This is a genomic window from Brevibacterium ammoniilyticum, assembly GCF_038429965.1.
GTDB classification, from domain to species: domain Bacteria; phylum Actinomycetota; class Actinomycetes; order Actinomycetales; family Brevibacteriaceae; genus Brevibacterium; species Brevibacterium ammoniilyticum.
In genome coordinates, this window is the sequence record NZ_BAABNP010000011.1 from 1 (window position 1) to 15317 (window position 15317).

Here is a 15317-nt window from a genome sequence, read left to right on the forward strand (position 1 = left end):
GTGAACGTCCTGCGATTCGTAGACATGATTCCCTGTCGTGCCTTCCTGGTAACGACTGTCTACGAGAAGTGTCACACCCCAGTCGGTGGTGAGAGCGGTGAGGTGGCTGCGGGCGCGTTCGTAGTCGAGGCGCTGTGCGTCATCGTCGGGCACCGCGCCGAGGGGGTCGCGGCCGGTGATCTGCCACCGGTCACGGTAGGCGGCGACCACGACCAGGGAATGCTCCTCATCGGCATCGACCGGCTCAGCGAGCCCCATGATCCAAGGCTCCTGCCCGGTGCGGGCGCGGTCGACGACGGCGCGGGCACGGGCTTCGATGAGCTCCTCCCGCTCGGTCAGGGCCTGCTGGTCGTCGGGGTTCAGGGTGCCGGTCGCCCGCGGCAGCAGCCCCGCGATCAGCCCCGACACCTGGGGCGGGTGTGCGGGCGGGAACCGGTCGGCGAGCTTCGTGACCCGGTATCTGAGCAGCGTTCCGAGGTCGTCGACGTCCTCGAGCCGTCCTGCGCGGGTGATGGTGTCCAGGAGCTGGTCGACGTGGTGGCCTGCGGCCTCGAGGCGGCGCAGTTCGGCAGAGAGCGGCCCGAAGGAGTCGGCGTCGATCAGCTCGGTCAGCTGGCTCGTGGTGAGGCCGGCGCCTGCGAGGATGGTGACCCAGCGGCGGGTCTGCGCTTCCACGGCGATGGTCTCGTACTCCCCAGCCAGTTGCGCAATGGAGGAGGCGTCCTCGTGCTCTTGCAGGATCGTCTCGTGCGCGGAGACCTCTGTGCCCTGGTGCTTGAGGATCCCGTACAGCACCGAGCGGGCGGTCATCTTCAGGTTCTCGCGATGCTGGTGCTCCTCGAGGTGGGCCTGGTCGCTGGCGACGTAGACATGGTTGGCTTCGCGGCCGCGGGTCATCGACACGTACAGGCTCTCCCGGGTCATCTGCGGGGAATGCACGATCGCATGCGCCGTATCCACGGTCGCGCCCTGCGCCCGGTGCGCGGTCGTCGCGTACGCCAGCTCCAGATCCTGCGCGACGTACTCTGCTGGCAGGGTGATCGTGGTGCGCCACCTTGAGTGTTCGCGCCGTAGGGTGATCGATCCGTCGTCGCGGGTCTTGGTGACGATCCACCGGTCCCCGTTCTTCACCCATCCCCGCCCGAGTGCGAGGCGCCGGTGGTTGCGGCGCGTGACCACGACGTCGCCCTTCGATGCGTTATTGCCGTCGTGGAGGGTGACGCCGGGCTCGTCGGCGACATCTCGGCTGGCGATGCGGTCGGCGCGGGCGCGGGCGTTCAAGGCGGAGACGGTCTCTCCGGTTTCGGCGATCAGCAGCGACGTCTTCCTGGCGTCGCGGTCGGTCTGCCATGCGGTGTAGGCGTGCTCGAGGATTGCGTCGTAGTCGCCGTCGTGGACGCGGTCGTGGCCGATGTAGGCGTCGATCGCCTCGGTCTCACCCAGCCGCAGCGAGAGGGAGGCGTGCTTCTCCCAGTCGTGGCGGAACCGGTGCAGCTCCGACAACCGCGGGGTGTCGGGGCGGTCCCTGACCAGCAGCCCGAGGGCGCCGCCGGCGTCGACGGCGGTCAGCTGCTGTGGATCCCCTACCAGCAGCAGCTTCGCCCCCACCTCCTGCGCGTGGGCGGCGATCTCATCCAACGCGAGCGTTCCGGCGAGGGATGCCTCGTCGATGATGATCAGCTGTCCGGCCTGCAGATCCCACCGCCCCTTGGCATGCTCGTGCCGCCATTTCGCGGTGTTCTCCGTGCTGATCCCGAGGTCCTCGCTCAGCACCGCGGCCGCTGCCGCTGACGGTGCGAGCCCGACGACCGAGTCTGCTCCGTGCTCGGCTTCCCAAGCGCGCCGCAGTGCCAGCATCGTCGCGGTCTTGCCCGCACCGGCGGGCCCGATGAGGGTGTCGACGGCCCGCCCGGAGACGCCGATGCGGGAGATCGCATGCGCCTGATCCGGCGACAACACCGGACCATTCTTCGTGAACGGGGTGGCGGCGGTGGTCTCGATGCGCTCCAACGTGACGGTGGGTGCGGTGCGGGTGCGGGAGGCGGTCAGCAGCCGGTCCTCGGCCGCGAGCACCTGGGTCGAGGAGTAGACGGTGGCGTGCCGGGGTCGGAACGCGCTCGACCCGTCACGACGCCGGAACCTGGCCGGCGTCGACGCCAACAATGGCGGGGTGAGGGCGAGCGAGGCGTGCTCTGCGGCATCCGTGATCGCTCCGATGATGCGATCCCGATCCTCGGCGGAGGCGAACCTCCACGGCATCGACTGCCGTACTGCCTCCGCATGCAGGTTCCAGCGCCGCCACGTCGAGCGACGATCCCCCACCACCTCCAGCACGGTCTCGGCGAGCTCGACGATCGTCTCGTGCGGAAGATCATCCGCCCGGAGCAGCGGCTCCTCATCAGCAGCCGCGACCATGCGGGTGGCCCAGGTGACCGGATCCTCCTCGAGCATCCGTCCCGCACGCTCCCGCCACCGGCTGGTCAGTTCGGCCAGGGAGTGGGTCTGTTTCGCGGGGCGGGTCTCGAGGGTGGCCTGCTGGCGGATCTGCCACAGCACTTTCTTCGACGGCTGCCGCCCGAACTTGTCCACATAGTCGGCGATGAGGCGGTCCTTGGCCTCCTCGATATCGCGGGTGCGGGAGGAGAACGCATCCATCAGCTCCTGCGGGACACCGGCGATCTCCCACGCCGTCGACCGGCCAGGACCCCGCTCCCGCGACTCCCAACTCGCGGCGAGCGAGCGGGCGAGGTGATCGGAGAGGACGGCGTTGTAATGCTCGGACAGGCCGGTGACGGCGTTGTGCAGGGCACGCGAGTCCAGGGTGCGCCACTTCCCATCCCGTGCGGCCTGGACGCGGTTGGCGATCACCAGATGCGTATGCAACTGCGGATCGCTGGATCTGCTGTCGTAGTGGTCGTAGGCGGTGGCGAGCACCCCGCGCGTCTCCACCTGCGCCACCGCACCCCGCGGACCCGCCGCACCGACCCTTGTCATCGCGATATCCCGCTCGATAATCCCCAGCACGTCCTGCATCGCGGCATGGTGGGCCTGCGCGATCAGCGACTGCGTCCCCGCATCAGAGACCGCCCACAGGGTAGAGACCGACTTCGGCACCGAGAACGTCAGATCGAACCCCGCCGTCGGCGCCACCGACGGCCTCGCCGCCTCCTCCGCCGCGACCTTCCGGGCCTCCACCTCGCGCTCGTGATCCGTGAGGGACTCCGGCAGCTGCTCGAGCCGTGCCGCCACGCGCTCCGGCTCGGTCGCGAACGATCGGAACGGGCGGCCCAGCTGCTCGCCCGTGGTGGGGTCCTGGCCGTGTCCAAGGAGGCGACGCAGCTGCTCCTCACCGACCTCGCTCCCGACCGCCAGAGGCTCGGCCAAGCCGGTGAGCCCGGAGCCTTGCCAGCGGCCGGGAGGGGTGCCTGTTTGCTCGTAGTAACGGGCCAGCGCGGTCGCGGCATCACGATCACCGTCACCGACCACGACACTGTTCAGCAGGTACCGGAATCCTTGCCCTGCAGTCATCACTCTGATCGAGACCGTCACGCACCGTAGGTAGGTCCCGGAGATCCCGGTCAGCGTCGGCCGATGGCCGAGAAAGGTCTGTACTACCGCGAGCTACGGGGTCACAGGCCGAGCATGTCAGCGTCGCGATAGGACTGCAGGGCGGCGAGGCGATGACGTATCGGGTCGATGTCGCCGATCTCGGCACCGATCCATGCCCGGCCCATGCGCTCAGCGACCGCGTACGTCGTTCCTGATCCCCCGAAAGGATCAAGGACGAAATCACCGGGGCGGGTGCTGACGGTCAGCACCCGTTCCAAGAGCTTCTCGGAGAGCTCGTTCGCCCGGCGGGTCTTGGTGCTGCGATGCCGCACCGGTGGGATGTCGGTCCAGACATCGCTGAGGCTGAGCCCATCGGGGTGGAGCTTGTTGCGGTGCCCGCCGTAGTCCTTCACATCGCCGCCGCAATGCCTGCAGACCGGCACCGGCACACGCGGGGGCTCAAACCGGGCCGGGCGGCCTTTCGTGTAGTAGAGGAGGCTGTAGTGCGCTGGATAAAGGCGGTGCCGGATCGGGAAGCCGAGCGTGAGATACACCGCGATCCAGTGCCGGAACATCATCCCCGCTCTGCTCAGGTGATGGCCCAGCTCGATGTTCCAGCGCGGGAGATGGAACAGGTAGAACGCCCCTCCCGGGGCCAGCACCCGCACGCACTCATCAATCCACGCTCGGCACCACGCCAGATACTCGACCTCTGGACGGGCGTCGCTGACTTGTGAGCCGTAGTCCTTGCCGAGATTGAATGGTGGATCCGCGAAGATGAGATCCACCGTTCCGCTGGGGATGGTGCGCAGCACCTCCACGCAGTCGGCGTGGTAGACCCTCCCCAACCGGGTAATGAGAACTGGCTGCACGACACTCCTACCGAATCAGCAGCCCGATCAGCGCATCCGCGCCTCGGGCCTCTTACCGCGCTAGGTAGGAAGGAAGCCCGCCTACGACAAAGACTCCCGCGAAGCGCTTCGGCAGCGATCAAGTGGGGTCGTTGAACCAAGACACGTAGACGACAGGGCTCCGGCTTCGAGGTAGTACCTCGTGAGCGCCGAGGACGCGTCGCGGTCGCCATCCCCGGTCACGACAGAGTTCAGCAAGTACCGGTACCCATCGCCAGCGGTCATCACCCGGATTGAAACCGTCATCCCGGGCTCCCTAGCCATTCCCTACCGTGGGGGTGGTTAGGGATGCGCGATCGGATCGCGCTCTTGTGACCTCACGGCGCGCGGTCGAGCATCGGAATCTGCGTCAAGTTGACGTTCCCGCTGCTCGAGGAAGCTCCGATAGTTGCGGAGCTCCTCAGCAGCGAGCGGGTCATGCTTCGGCCACACCAACGACGATGCTTCCGAGCCCACCCCCATCAATGTGCTCCGCAATCCACTCGCCTGGCTCGAGGCCGTTGCCAGAAGCCCACCCGCGAACGCCGCCCGCATCGAGCCGCGCGACCGGCTACCGGTGGTTGTGACCGCGGTCGCTCCGTGCTCTTGGAACGCGTCACCAGCGGCATCCAACACCCGACCCAGCGACGACGGCATGCGAATGAGGTGATCCACGACATCGGCAACCTGCTCTGAATGCTCGCGCAGCACGCTCTTCGCTTGGTCGAGCCTCTCGGCGTGTTCAGCAAGCGCTCGCGCGACCTCGGCAGGATCAGTGACTGGAGACATCACGAGCTTCCTTTCAGTAACGGGCAACCAACAGGGCGGGTACCTCACCCGAAAGGTGTGGACTCAACAGAAGGCTCAGCGGCGATCTTGCCTAGGTGCAAGGTCAAGGTTCTCAGTGCTGTGTAGCGACGAAGTCCTCGTAGACGAGTTCATTTATCTACGTCCTCGTAGCTTTGCGTCCATCCAGTTGTTCCAGTTCATCCAGTTCAGTCGCTCGTGGCGGGGCTAGGGAGTGCCAATCTGGGGTGCCAGTAGCTCGTCATGGGGATAGCGTGAGCAGATGAATGAGCGTGAAGATGCGGCCTGCTACCCTAGAGTGGTGAGTTCTCCTGAGTCAGACAGAGCAGGGCTGCCGGTACATCGGTAGCCCTGATGCTTCTCGTCGCCCCGCAGTCGTAGCCCTCGCTCCTGCTCGGCTACACAGGTCGGGTTCTCGCGCATCTGAAGCGCCGGTAGTGCCGCAACGCATCGTTCCTCACTACTTCTCGCTCTTCGGAAGGCTCGCTCATGCCTGCTGTGCTCTATTTCCTTGCCTTGGCGGTATTCGCCCAGGGCACCTCTGAATTCGTCTTGGCGGGTTTGCTGCCAGACATCGCCCTTGACCTGGGTGTTCCCCTTGGCCAGGCCGGTTCGCTGACATCCGCGTTTGCGGTCGGTATGGTCATCGGCGCTCCGACAATGGCGGCGGTCAGCCGACGACTTTCTCCGCGCTGGACGTTGACGGGGTTCCTCGCCGTCTTCATCGCCGTGCACATCATCGGTGCATTGACTGACGACTTCGGCGTGCTGTTCACGACGAGGGTCATCGCGGCGTTCGCCAATGCCGGGTTCCTCGCTGTGACGCTGTCGACCGTCACCCGTTTGGTGTCGCCTGCGCGTCAAGCCCGCGCTCTATCTGTGATCCTCGGCGGAACGACGCTGGCGTTGATCGTCGGAGTACCGATGGGAGCACTTGTCGGCTCCGCGCTGGGTTGGCGTGCCACGCTCGGAGCCATCGCTGCGATCTCACTACCTGCGCTGGTTGCCGTCGTTATCACGACGCCTACGCGAGCGGGCGACCGCGCCCCGGCGACCAAAGGGCAGACGTTGGCGCGCGAGTTCGGTGCGTTGCGTGCTCGGCCAGTGCAACTGGCCATGATGCTCGCGATTCTCGTGAACGCCGCCACGTTCTGCTCGTTCACCTACCTCGCTGTCGTGGCTTCCGGCCCTGCCGGAATCACCGAGGCTCAGATCCCCCTCCTGCTCGCTGTCTTCGGGATCGGCGCGTTCGGTGGTGTGACGCTTTCGGGGATGTATGCCGACGCGCACTGGCGATGCATGATCGGCGTGAGTGGCCCGCTCTTGCTCCTGGGGTGGGGCTTGTTCGCACTGCTCTTCGAGCAGCCGGTCGCGATCTGGATGTTGGCATTGGTGCAAGGAGTGCTCTCCTTCGCGCTTGGCAGCACACTGATCGCTCGGATCGTCGCCTCGGCCAGCGACACCGCTCCCGCAATGGGCGGCTCGTTCGCGACCGTGGCGCTGAACCTGGGAGCGGTGATCGGCCCGATAGCCGGAGGCTTCGCGCTCGAGGTGACGGGCGTGCGCGGCCCGCTGCTGGTGAGCACTGACTTCTCTCTTGTCGCTGTTGTGCTCTGGGCCATCATCCGGATCATCGCACTGATTACCGGCGTCTTTCTGAAGGTGACGAAACGAGCGGCGCGGCGCTAATGAGACAGAGATGAGGACTCAGCATCTGAAAACAACCGCCAGCACCAAGCCTGCTATTCGTCCAACCAACACTGGACGGGGTTCGCTCCTGCGCGAAGCGCCGCTTCTGGTTCGTGATCAGACCGCTTATGCACCATCCGGGCCGGTAGCTGTCCCCACCGTCAAGGTCGTCTTCATGCTCTCTGGCTGGGCTCGAGTTCGCTCGACGTCGGGCGAAGCACTATTGGAGGCAGGAAGCGTGTTGACGATTCCTGCCTCACTACGTTGCTGGGGATTCCCCGCCGGGTCTGCACGGACGGTCACGCTCTATGTGCAGCCGGAGTTTCTTGCCGATCAGATGCGGTGGGTGCCTGCTGCTCATCCGTTGGTGCATCATCTGCATCTGGCACTCGATGGAGATCCCGACCTGCGATCGTTGCAACTCTCGGCTAGGGGCGTGCGGGAGCTCGCCCCGCTGCTTGCACGGCTCGCTCGCCCTCCCGATAGCGGTGTGGGTGATTTCGCACTCCTGGGTGGGGCTGCTGAGGTATTCGATGCACTCGGGCGGTTCGCTGGCGCACCGTCGGCGAGTGCAGAGGCCGCAGGCGGCCTGCCGCGCCGTGAAGTCCTTGCTGCGCTATCTCTGCTGCGGTCTGATCTGAGCGCTCCGTGGCGGATCGAGACGCTCGCCCGGGCCATCTCGCTCTCGCCGTCGCAGCTCACTCGCCTGTTCCGAACACAGGTCGGGGTATCGCCGGGCGCGTTTCTGAACCAGTTGCGGGCGGATCGGATGGCTGAGCTCCTCGCATCAACGTCGCTCGCGGTTAGTGAGGCCGGAGCCGCGGTGGGCTGGCCTGACCCGGCGGTCGCGTCGCGGTCGTTCAAACAGCGCTATGGAGTCGCGCCGAGCGCCTACGCGAACTTCCACCGGCCCCGACCGCTCCTGGACCGAAGCACCGCTGCCGATTCTCTAGCCACGACTACCGGTGAGCCCGAATCCCCGAGGTGACTTCTGATGCGACAAATCCTGGTGCAGGGGCCGTATTCGAGTGAGGCGAGTAGCTTCGCCGCTATCCTGAGAGTAGCGTTCTTCCGTCCGCATTAGAGCAGGTCGCGGCTTTCTTCGCCTTGGGATGGTTCGCCTGACCATATCGGAGAGTCGGCGTCCAAGCTTCCTAGCAATTCAACCGCAGCGCTCATATAGGTGCTGATCCAACGATCAAGTATGCGCTTGATCGGCATCGGCGCTGCTTCCTGGGCTCTACCCAGTTGGAACTGCAGGCGCTGTCGTCTGCATCGGCGGGGCCATCCTCCATGCCATCGCAGGGTTCGGGTACGTTCGCGCTCTACTCCACCGCCGTATCGACGGGGACGCATCGGAGCAGTAGTGCTGTCGCGCTTCGGCTATTGGCGCTGTCGTCGACGGACGGATCCGGGGGTCTGTCCGTTGATTCGGGTGAAGGCGCGATTGAACGCAGCCTCCGATCGGTATCCCAGTTCGGCGGCGAGACGGGTGGCGGTGATGTCCTCGTCACGCAGCCTGGATGCGGCAATGCTCATGCGCCAGCGAGTGAGGTATGCGATCGGTGCTTCACCGGTAAGTGTCGTGAAGCGGTTGCTGAACGACGACCTCGACATCGTTGCAAGCTGTGCGAGGCGGTCGAGGCTCCACTCATTGCCGGGGTCATGGTGGATTGCTTCGATCACGCGACCGATTCGTTCGTCTTCAAGTGCGCGCAACCAACCCGCGGGCGTCGTCGCACCGTTCATGAGCCAGGAGCGGATCGCTTGGACGACGAGAATGTCGGCAAGTCTGGTAGCGACGGCTTCGCCGCCGATCTGGGGGTGGGAGAGCTCGCCCGCCATAAGACGCAGCGTGTCCTTGATCGAGGACGCTGTAGAGAGCGTGTCACCACCGATGAAGAGCACGGCGGGCAAAGTGCGCATCAACTCGCGGGCGGCGGGATCGTCGAACGACACAATGCCGCAGATCAACTGCGCTGCACGGCCAGGACCCCCGTATTTGAGTATCGAGTACTGGGGATTCACATACTCCTGGGGCAGCTGGTCGACCCTCGGGCCGTGGTGCGCGTCGGCTTCGCTCAGTAGGTCATGACCCAGGCCGTGAGGAACAAGGGCGAGGTCTCCAGCGCGCATCTCGATCGGATCGGCTTCGGGCAAGCGTAGCCAGCAAGTCCCTGCGGTGACGACGTGGAAGCTCACCGAGTCGGCGATCGCAGGCATCTCCAGCGCCCACGGCTCCGAGAGCTCGGCATGGCAGTAGAAGGTGCTGCACATCCGGAGCGTGTGGAGCACGCGCGCCAGCCGATCCTGATGCTCAACGCGCGGGGTGACCTCCATGAGGCAATCGTGCCACACGGATGAACAAGCACACCGCAAGACCGGACGAACGAGCAAGAAATACGCTTTTTCGAGCATGGCTTCGCCGGGTATCGACGCATAGCGTAGAGGAACAGTTAAACGAATCTCACGGGAGGAGCAATCATGTATGCCATCGCAGGGGCCACGGGCAGAGTCGGATCGATGACCGCACAGATACTGCTCAATGCAGGCGTCGACGTACGCGTTCTCGTGCGCCGTAAGTCGGATGCGGAAGCGTGGGAGGCACAAGGCGCCGAGACACGGATCACCTCCTTGGAAGATCAGGCGGTGTTGAGCGATGCGCTCGATGACGTAGCGGGGTTCTTCGTGCTGCTGCCGTTCAATCTGTGCGCCGATGACCTCGAAGCTCACGCCGACGCGCTGATCGCTTCGATCACGGGTGCGGTCGCTGCTCAGCAGGTACCGCACGTCGTCTTGCTCTCATCAGGTGGAGCAGACCTGACCGAAGGCACCGGCCCGATCATGGGGCTGCACCGATTGGAGCAGGCACTCCTCGCGACCGGTACTATAGCGACCGCGCTGCGCTCGGGTCACTTCCAGGAGAAAGTGACCGACGTGATCGACGTCGCCCGAAGCAGCGGCATCTATCCGGTGTTCGCGGCGTCAGCCGACGTACCGCTTCCCTTGGTCGCGACCCGCGACATCGGAGCCGTAGCCGCCCAGATGCTACTCTCACCACCCGCCCGCAGCGAGGCCATCGATATCATCGGCCCCTCCTACACGGAACGTGATGTCGCCACGATGCTCGGTGAGGGCCTCGGGCGCGAGCTACATGTCGCCATGATGCCCGAGGAGGCCTGTGCCGACGCGCTGATCGATGCGGGGTTCCGCCCGCACATCGCAGAGAGCCTCGCCGAGCTGTACCGGGCCAGCGAACAGGGGCTGCTCGCGCCGCGCGGCGACCGCAGCATCCGAGTGGAGACGAGCATCGACGTCACCCTCGATCGTCTGCTCGCCCCACGCGCTGAGTAAGCATCGTGTTCAGCTTCGTATTCACGGCAGTGCTCACTGTCTCCGTCGTCACCAACGGGCTGCTGGCCGGTCTGTTCTTCGTGTCCTCCTGCGCAATCTGCCCTGGGTTCCGACGCATGGACGACGGGAGCTACGTCCGGGCATTCCGCGCTATCAATAGGACGATTCTGAACGTTTGGTTCCTCAGCGTCTTCTGCGCCGCACCGCTCACCGCCGTAGTAAGCACGATCATGATCGTCGGTCGAGAAGAGCCGACACCTCTCGGCTGGCTCCTCGCGGGTGCTGCCTGCTCAGTGCTCACCTTCGCCATCACCGCCGCCGGAAATGTGCCTCTGAACCGTGCTCTCGAGGTGGCTCCCGCCGACACTGAGCAGCAACAGCGCAGGGCCCGCCATGATTTCGAGGCCCGCTGGAACACATGGAACCACGCCCGCACCCTCTCAAGCATTGTCGCACTCACAGCCCTGGCGATCTCTTCCACAGGCTGAGGAGGCGGCCCAGGAACCAGCTCGTCTGCTCCTCCAGGGGGGCGAGGGAGGAATACCAGAGCTACTCGAAGCAGGTGCAAGCTCCGTCCTGACGCAGAGGTCCGATACGAGCAGCCGGGGGCTCAGGGCGGACTGCGCCTCTCGGGGATACCTCTCATCTCCGCCGAAGAGGTCGGGCTGCAAAAGTGTCGCACTGTGATCCGACGATCAAATACAGGCGCGGTCGGCTACGGCTGCTCCAGGGGCTTCGGAGAAGAAGTGAAGCGGGTCGGACGGGCGCTGATAGCCATGATGCGGCGTCGGGCGCAGCTCAGCATCTCGACAACGTGAGTTTCAGATGGGTCAATAGCCTTGCTCTGCGCCTGCAGCCTCGAGGAGATCCGGGACGCCACGATGAGACGAGTCACAAAGGTTTTTCAAGACCTGCGGCCAGTCCATCGACCAGAGCAGTGAGCCCAAATTCAAAAGTGTCGTCGTTATCGGTCTTGTCGGCGACGTCGTGTGCTCCGGCTTGTTCTTCCAATACGACCCCGACGGTGTATCGACTGATTGCTATCAGCGCGCTGATAGCGGAGTGCTCTTCGAAGCCTTGATTCACGAGTAGCCTAATCTGTTGGCTGGGTGCCTCAGAGAGGTTGGTTGACTCTCTGCAGGGCCTCCGATGGTATCCCGCGTGCAATCGCGCACCGTCACGCACGGCGTGAAGCGCTGTGCGGAAGCTTCGTGCGTTGCGCATCAGAAACGTTTCCCACCCTTCACCTGGCTCTGGCAACGAAGCGTGGTGTTCACGCTCGAGAATGTCCGCAGCCAGCGCAGACAACAAATCAGCCTTCGTGGGGAAATGCCAGTAGAGCCCCGGCTGCCGCACCTGCAGGTGGGCCGCCAATGCGCGGGTCGTGAAGCCGTCAAGCCCAGTTCTGTCGAGAACCTCGCGAGCACCGCAGAGAACTGCCGTTCGGTCCAGCCGTGTCCGCGCCTGAGTCATAGTTGAACTTTATCATCGATAACTTTATCGTTGATAAAGTGCAACCTCGTCACCCACACAGCGGAACCGTCGCCATGGTGCTCACTACCGCCAGCCTCGACGCCGTGGGGCTAGGCCTGGTTCTCCCGATCCTGCCCGCACTACTGGGTCAGGTCGGCTCGGCCGCAAGCACTATCCCCATGCATGTCGGATTGCTTACCGCGCTCTACGCGGTAATGCAGTTCCTTTGCGCTCCGGTACTGGGCAGACTGTCCGATCGCTTCGGCCGCCGTCGAGTACTGTTGGCTTCCTTGGCCGGCGCGACTGTCGACTATCTCATTCTGGCCTTGACTTCGAGCCTCTGGGTCTTCTACGTAGCACGGGCTGTCGCGGGCATCACCGGTGCAACAAATGCCGTGACCGCCACCGTGATCGCCGACGTCACCCCACCCGCAGAGCGGGCCAAGCGATACGGATGGCTCGGGGCTTGCTACGGCGGAGGAATGATCGCCGGCCCGGTAATCGGCGGTCTCTTCGGTGGCTTCTCACCCCATTTGCCGTTCCTCGTAGCTGCTCTCCTGACGGCGGTGAATCTCACTCTCAGCTTGAGCATGCTGCACGAGACAAGACCAGATCTCCCAATCAAGTCACAGGAGTCAGCATCGACGTCTGCGCCTTTTCGACTCCAAGCTATCCAGGGGGTGGTGCCCCTCATTGCGGCTTTCGGCCTCGTACAGCTCATCGGCCAGGCCCCCGGCTCGACGTGGGTTCTGTTCACGCAACAACGTCTCGACTGGAGCCCCGTCGAAGTCGGGATTTCCTTGTCCCTCTTCGGTCTGGTGCAGGTGCTTGTTCAGGCCGTCCTCACCGGACGGGTCGTGACGCGACTCGGCGAAACTGGAACGATCTATCTCGGCATTGTCGCCGACGCGTCGGGTCTCATAGGTCTCGCATTCGTCACCGGCTCCTGGGCGATGATGCCCATCCTCGCAGCACTTGGAGTCGGAGGTATCACGGTCCCGGCCCTGCAGACACTGCTCTCCCAACGTACTCCCGAGCAGCACCAAGGCCGGCTGCAAGGCCACCTCGCTAGCCTCAACAGCCTCACATCAATCCTCGGGCCTATTGCCTTCACGACGATCTTCGCCCTGAGTCAGATAGACGCCGATGGCACTCTATGGTTCTGCGCCGCTGCGCTCTACATTCCTTGCGCGATCCTCGTCACAAGGAACGCAAGATCCTCTGGGTAGGTCGGGCCAGGCGAACTGCTCCTTCCCTCGGGCTACTTCCGCGATGCAGCTCCAGCCATACGCTCACGCGTGCCTTGGCGCGCGGCTGGCGCACGGTACAGCCCCCTGGAAGATGCAATAGATCAAGATTCGCTGACGGGCATTTCGAAGCATCCAATGACACGCCAAGCACATCTGATAAGCCCCTGCTACGGCGACGCAGAGTCACCGCAGCATGGGCTTATCGTATTCAGATCAGTTCCATCACCGGACCGTCATGAAGAGCCCGATAGATTGTGTTTCGTATCGTGTTCGCCTGGTCTGCGGTGAGTGTATGGTCGATCGGACGGAGGATGATCCGCAGGAGTAGGTTGACCTGGCCCGGCTGAGTGCGCAGGCGTGATCGCGCGGCCTCGGGCAGCTCCTCATGCGCGGTGCGGCCCAGCACCTCGACCGTCTCGATCACCTCTGCGTCGTCGCCGAGAGCCGTGCGAACACGGTCGCCGAGGGTTTCCTCGTCCTCTTCGGTCGCGACAACCACGGAGATGTCGCGTCTGGCCGGTGGGAGCGGAGACACGTGCCGCCAGGGTTCCAGGGTGAGCATCTGAGCGGCGATCCTCGGGTCGCGGGCACGCAGGTAGCGGATGTCCGGAATCGCCTTGCGCAGCATGAGCGCGCGTTCGAGGCCCATGCCGAGCGCCAGTCCCGACCACTGCTCGGGATCGAGACCGCAGCCGCGAAGTACCTCAGGATGGATGCGCCCGCACTCGGCAAGCTCGAGCCACTCACCTTCGTGTCGAACGTCGATCTGCCTTCCTCCAACAGTGTAGGGGTGTTCGGCCTCGGTGATTCTCCACTCCGCGCACGGGAGGACTGCCTCGACCAGTTCCTCGATCATGTTGAGCATGTCCTCGTCGCGGGTGTCGGCCGCACTGCGGATGCGCCACAGGTCGACCTGGTGCGGTTCTCCAACGTGGCTACGATCAACGACGTCACGCCGGTACACGAGCCCTGGTGCCACGATCAGTTCGTCGATGCCAGTCTGCCCGGCATACGCTTCCAGCGCGGTCGGCAGCTCGGCGCTCATGTGGCTTCGCAGCATGACCGTTGGGCTGATGTATCGGGTGTACCGGCGGGCGCGGGTCACGTCATCCGGGTCGTAACCGAGGCGATCGTAGTTCGCGGCGACCGAGACGATAGGAGAGCTGCGCACATAACGAACCGTGCTACCCCACGTGCGTTCGAGCGGAGCGACCACGGCGCTCAAGAGCGCTTGCATCGCGTGCTCACCCTGGGCAGGGTCAGTGAGATCGCGCAGAGCGAGAGCGCGGCAGAGTTGATCAGGTGTCAGATATGCGGCATGAGCCATAGGAGAGTCTCCAATAGGGTTGCGGGCTGGTGAAAGATGAGAACATCCCCCGGCCGCGCCTGCGGAGACCCGGTGAGCTAGTGACGCACGTCGAGAACCCCGCGGCCGTTACCCGGCCGGGGGTGTAGAAATCGCTGCTGCCAACTCATGCGAGGAATACTAGCAGGAATCGGGGCATCGCAGTAGAACGTCGTGACAGCCGCGCCAGATACGAGTTGACCTACTCGGATACGGTGGCCGGCCTGCGAGCCGTCCTGCTCTGGGAAGCCAGCGGGGGCGATATGGCGCGCGCTGCGAGTCATTTCGCATCAACCAGAGGAGCGGGATGAAGCAAATGGGATACGGCAGACATGAATATGGATGCCATTGGTTGCGGTGACTACTCTTCGCCAGCCTGCCGGAGGGAGAGCGTGGCTGCCACGTCGACGGAGGACGGGCCTCCAGGGAACCCAGCCTGCGAGACGAGCACAGCGCCGAAGACTGCACTCCAGAACGTCTTCGTCGCACGGCCGATGTCTTGGTCCGTCGCCCATCCGTGCTCGCCCAGCACGCCCTCCAAGAACCGTTCGGATTGACGGAACAGGAGGCTGAGGCCAGTCTCGATCATTGGCTGCACAGTGGGATTCCCGCGCGCGAGGGCGAGCGCGCTGACGACGACGGTGGTGGACGGCATGGTGAGAGCGGTTCGAGCGAGCACCTGGCGCAGAGACTCTGGCGTGGACGCTCTGCGCCCTGCGTTCTGGAGACGCTCGGTGTCTCGCAGCAGAAGCCCGAATGCGGCATCGATGTACAGCGCATCCTTCGAACCGAAATGATGAGTGATCTGATTGGGGTAAGCGCCAGCTGCCTCAGCCAGCTCACTCACCGTGACGTCCGCGAACTTACGTTCTCCGAAGAGAGACATGGCGGCCTCGCGAATCCTCCGTCGCGTGTCTGCGCCACGAAGTGCGTGACTGGGCTGGTTCCTGCCGACCATGG

The 15317-nt window shown here is 64.4% G+C and carries 12 protein-coding genes; 5 read left to right on the plus strand and 7 right to left on the minus strand.

What is annotated here, in order from left to right:
- The 3 genes from mobF to AAHA49_RS13025 all read right to left on the minus strand — a co-directional run.
- Positions 1-3528 (minus strand): MobF family relaxase (gene mobF / locus AAHA49_RS13015; protein ID WP_342038606.1); only part of this gene is annotated, 3528 nt, incomplete at its 3' end.
- A 101-nt stretch (positions 3529-3629) separates the two neighbouring features.
- Entirely contained in the window at positions 3630-4421 is a 792-nt protein-coding gene (locus AAHA49_RS13020) for a DNA-methyltransferase (protein ID WP_201671186.1), read from the minus strand.
- Between the two features lie 321 nt (positions 4422-4742).
- Entirely contained in the window at positions 4743-5228 is a 486-nt protein-coding gene (locus AAHA49_RS13025) for a hypothetical protein (RefSeq protein ID WP_342038607.1), read from the minus strand.
- Positions 5229-5735: 507 nt separating this feature from the next.
- Here AAHA49_RS13025 and AAHA49_RS13030 point away from each other — a divergent pair.
- Together AAHA49_RS13030 and AAHA49_RS13035 are read left to right on the plus strand one after the other, a co-directional pair.
- The gene (locus AAHA49_RS13030; protein ID WP_201671182.1) at positions 5736-6935 is read left to right on the plus strand and encodes a Cmx/CmrA family chloramphenicol efflux MFS transporter; all 1200 of its coding nucleotides are present in this window, start codon (positions 5736-5738) and stop codon (positions 6933-6935) included.
- Positions 6936-6945: 10 nt separating this feature from the next.
- Complete coding sequence (locus tag AAHA49_RS13035) at positions 6946-7923, plus strand: helix-turn-helix transcriptional regulator (protein WP_201671180.1); 978 nt, start codon at positions 6946-6948, stop codon at positions 7921-7923.
- 395 nt (positions 7924-8318) lie between these two features.
- Here AAHA49_RS13035 and AAHA49_RS13040 read toward each other — a convergent pair whose 3' ends face one another.
- Positions 8319-9275, minus strand: a complete 957-nt coding sequence (locus tag AAHA49_RS13040; protein ID WP_201671178.1) for an AraC family transcriptional regulator — start codon at positions 9273-9275, stop codon at positions 8319-8321.
- A 144-nt stretch (positions 9276-9419) separates the two neighbouring features.
- Here AAHA49_RS13040 and AAHA49_RS13045 point away from each other — a divergent pair, with 144 nt between their 5' ends.
- Together AAHA49_RS13045 and AAHA49_RS13050 are read left to right on the plus strand one after the other, a co-directional pair.
- Entirely contained in the window at positions 9420-10289 is an 870-nt protein-coding gene (locus AAHA49_RS13045; RefSeq protein ID WP_342038608.1) for an NmrA family NAD(P)-binding protein, read from the plus strand.
- 5 nt (positions 10290-10294) lie between these two features.
- Positions 10295-10777 carry an anthrone oxygenase family protein gene (locus AAHA49_RS13050; protein WP_236586874.1) on the plus strand — a complete coding sequence of 161 codons (483 nt, stop codon included), beginning with the start codon at positions 10295-10297 and terminating at the stop codon, positions 10775-10777.
- 403 nt (positions 10778-11180) lie between these two features.
- On the opposite strand, the gene AAHA49_RS13055 is transcribed toward AAHA49_RS13050, so the two are convergent.
- Complete coding sequence (locus tag AAHA49_RS13055) at positions 11181-11762, minus strand: TetR/AcrR family transcriptional regulator C-terminal domain-containing protein (RefSeq protein ID WP_201671168.1); 582 nt, start codon at positions 11760-11762, stop codon at positions 11181-11183.
- Positions 11763-11839: 77 nt separating this feature from the next.
- On the opposite strand from AAHA49_RS13055, the gene tet(65) reads away from it, so the two are divergent.
- The gene (tet(65), locus tag AAHA49_RS13060) at positions 11840-12991 is read left to right on the plus strand and encodes a tetracycline efflux MFS transporter Tet(65) (protein ID WP_201672116.1); all 1152 of its coding nucleotides are present in this window, start codon (positions 11840-11842) and stop codon (positions 12989-12991) included.
- Between the two features lie 229 nt (positions 12992-13220).
- Here tet(65) and srmL read toward each other — a convergent pair whose 3' ends face one another.
- Both srmL and AAHA49_RS13070 read right to left on the minus strand, forming a co-directional pair.
- Positions 13221-14339, minus strand: a complete 1119-nt coding sequence (gene srmL / locus AAHA49_RS13065; protein ID WP_201671158.1) for a PheS-related mystery ligase SrmL — start codon at positions 14337-14339, stop codon at positions 13221-13223.
- Between the two features lie 379 nt (positions 14340-14718).
- Positions 14719-15315, minus strand: coding sequence for a TetR/AcrR family transcriptional regulator (locus tag AAHA49_RS13070; protein ID WP_201671156.1), 597 nt, complete (start codon positions 15313-15315; stop codon positions 14719-14721).
- Positions 15316-15317: the final 2 nt, after the last annotated feature.

What these genes read in the sequence shown, in the direction of transcription:
- AAHA49_RS13025 (WP_342038607.1), bottom strand. Translation starts at nt 5,228, where the DNA reads ATGTCTCCAGTCACTGATCCTGCCGAGGTCGCGCGAGCGCTTGCTGAA.
- AAHA49_RS13030 (WP_201671182.1), top strand. Translation starts at nt 5,736, where the DNA reads ATGCCTGCTGTGCTCTATTTCCTTGCCTTGGCGGTATTCGCCCAGGGC.
- AAHA49_RS13035 (WP_201671180.1), top strand. Translation starts at nt 6,946, where the DNA reads ATGAGGACTCAGCATCTGAAAACAACCGCCAGCACCAAGCCTGCTATT.
- AAHA49_RS13040 (WP_201671178.1), bottom strand. Translation starts at nt 9,275, where the DNA reads ATGGAGGTCACCCCGCGCGTTGAGCATCAGGATCGGCTGGCGCGCGTG.
- AAHA49_RS13045 (WP_342038608.1), top strand. Translation starts at nt 9,420, where the DNA reads ATGTATGCCATCGCAGGGGCCACGGGCAGAGTCGGATCGATGACCGCA.
- AAHA49_RS13055 (WP_201671168.1), bottom strand. Translation starts at nt 11,762, where the DNA reads ATGACTCAGGCGCGGACACGGCTGGACCGAACGGCAGTTCTCTGCGGT.
- srmL (WP_201671158.1), bottom strand. Translation starts at nt 14,339, where the DNA reads ATGGCTCATGCCGCATATCTGACACCTGATCAACTCTGCCGCGCTCTC.
- AAHA49_RS13070 (WP_201671156.1), bottom strand. Translation starts at nt 15,315, where the DNA reads ATGGTCGGCAGGAACCAGCCCAGTCACGCACTTCGTGGCGCAGACACG.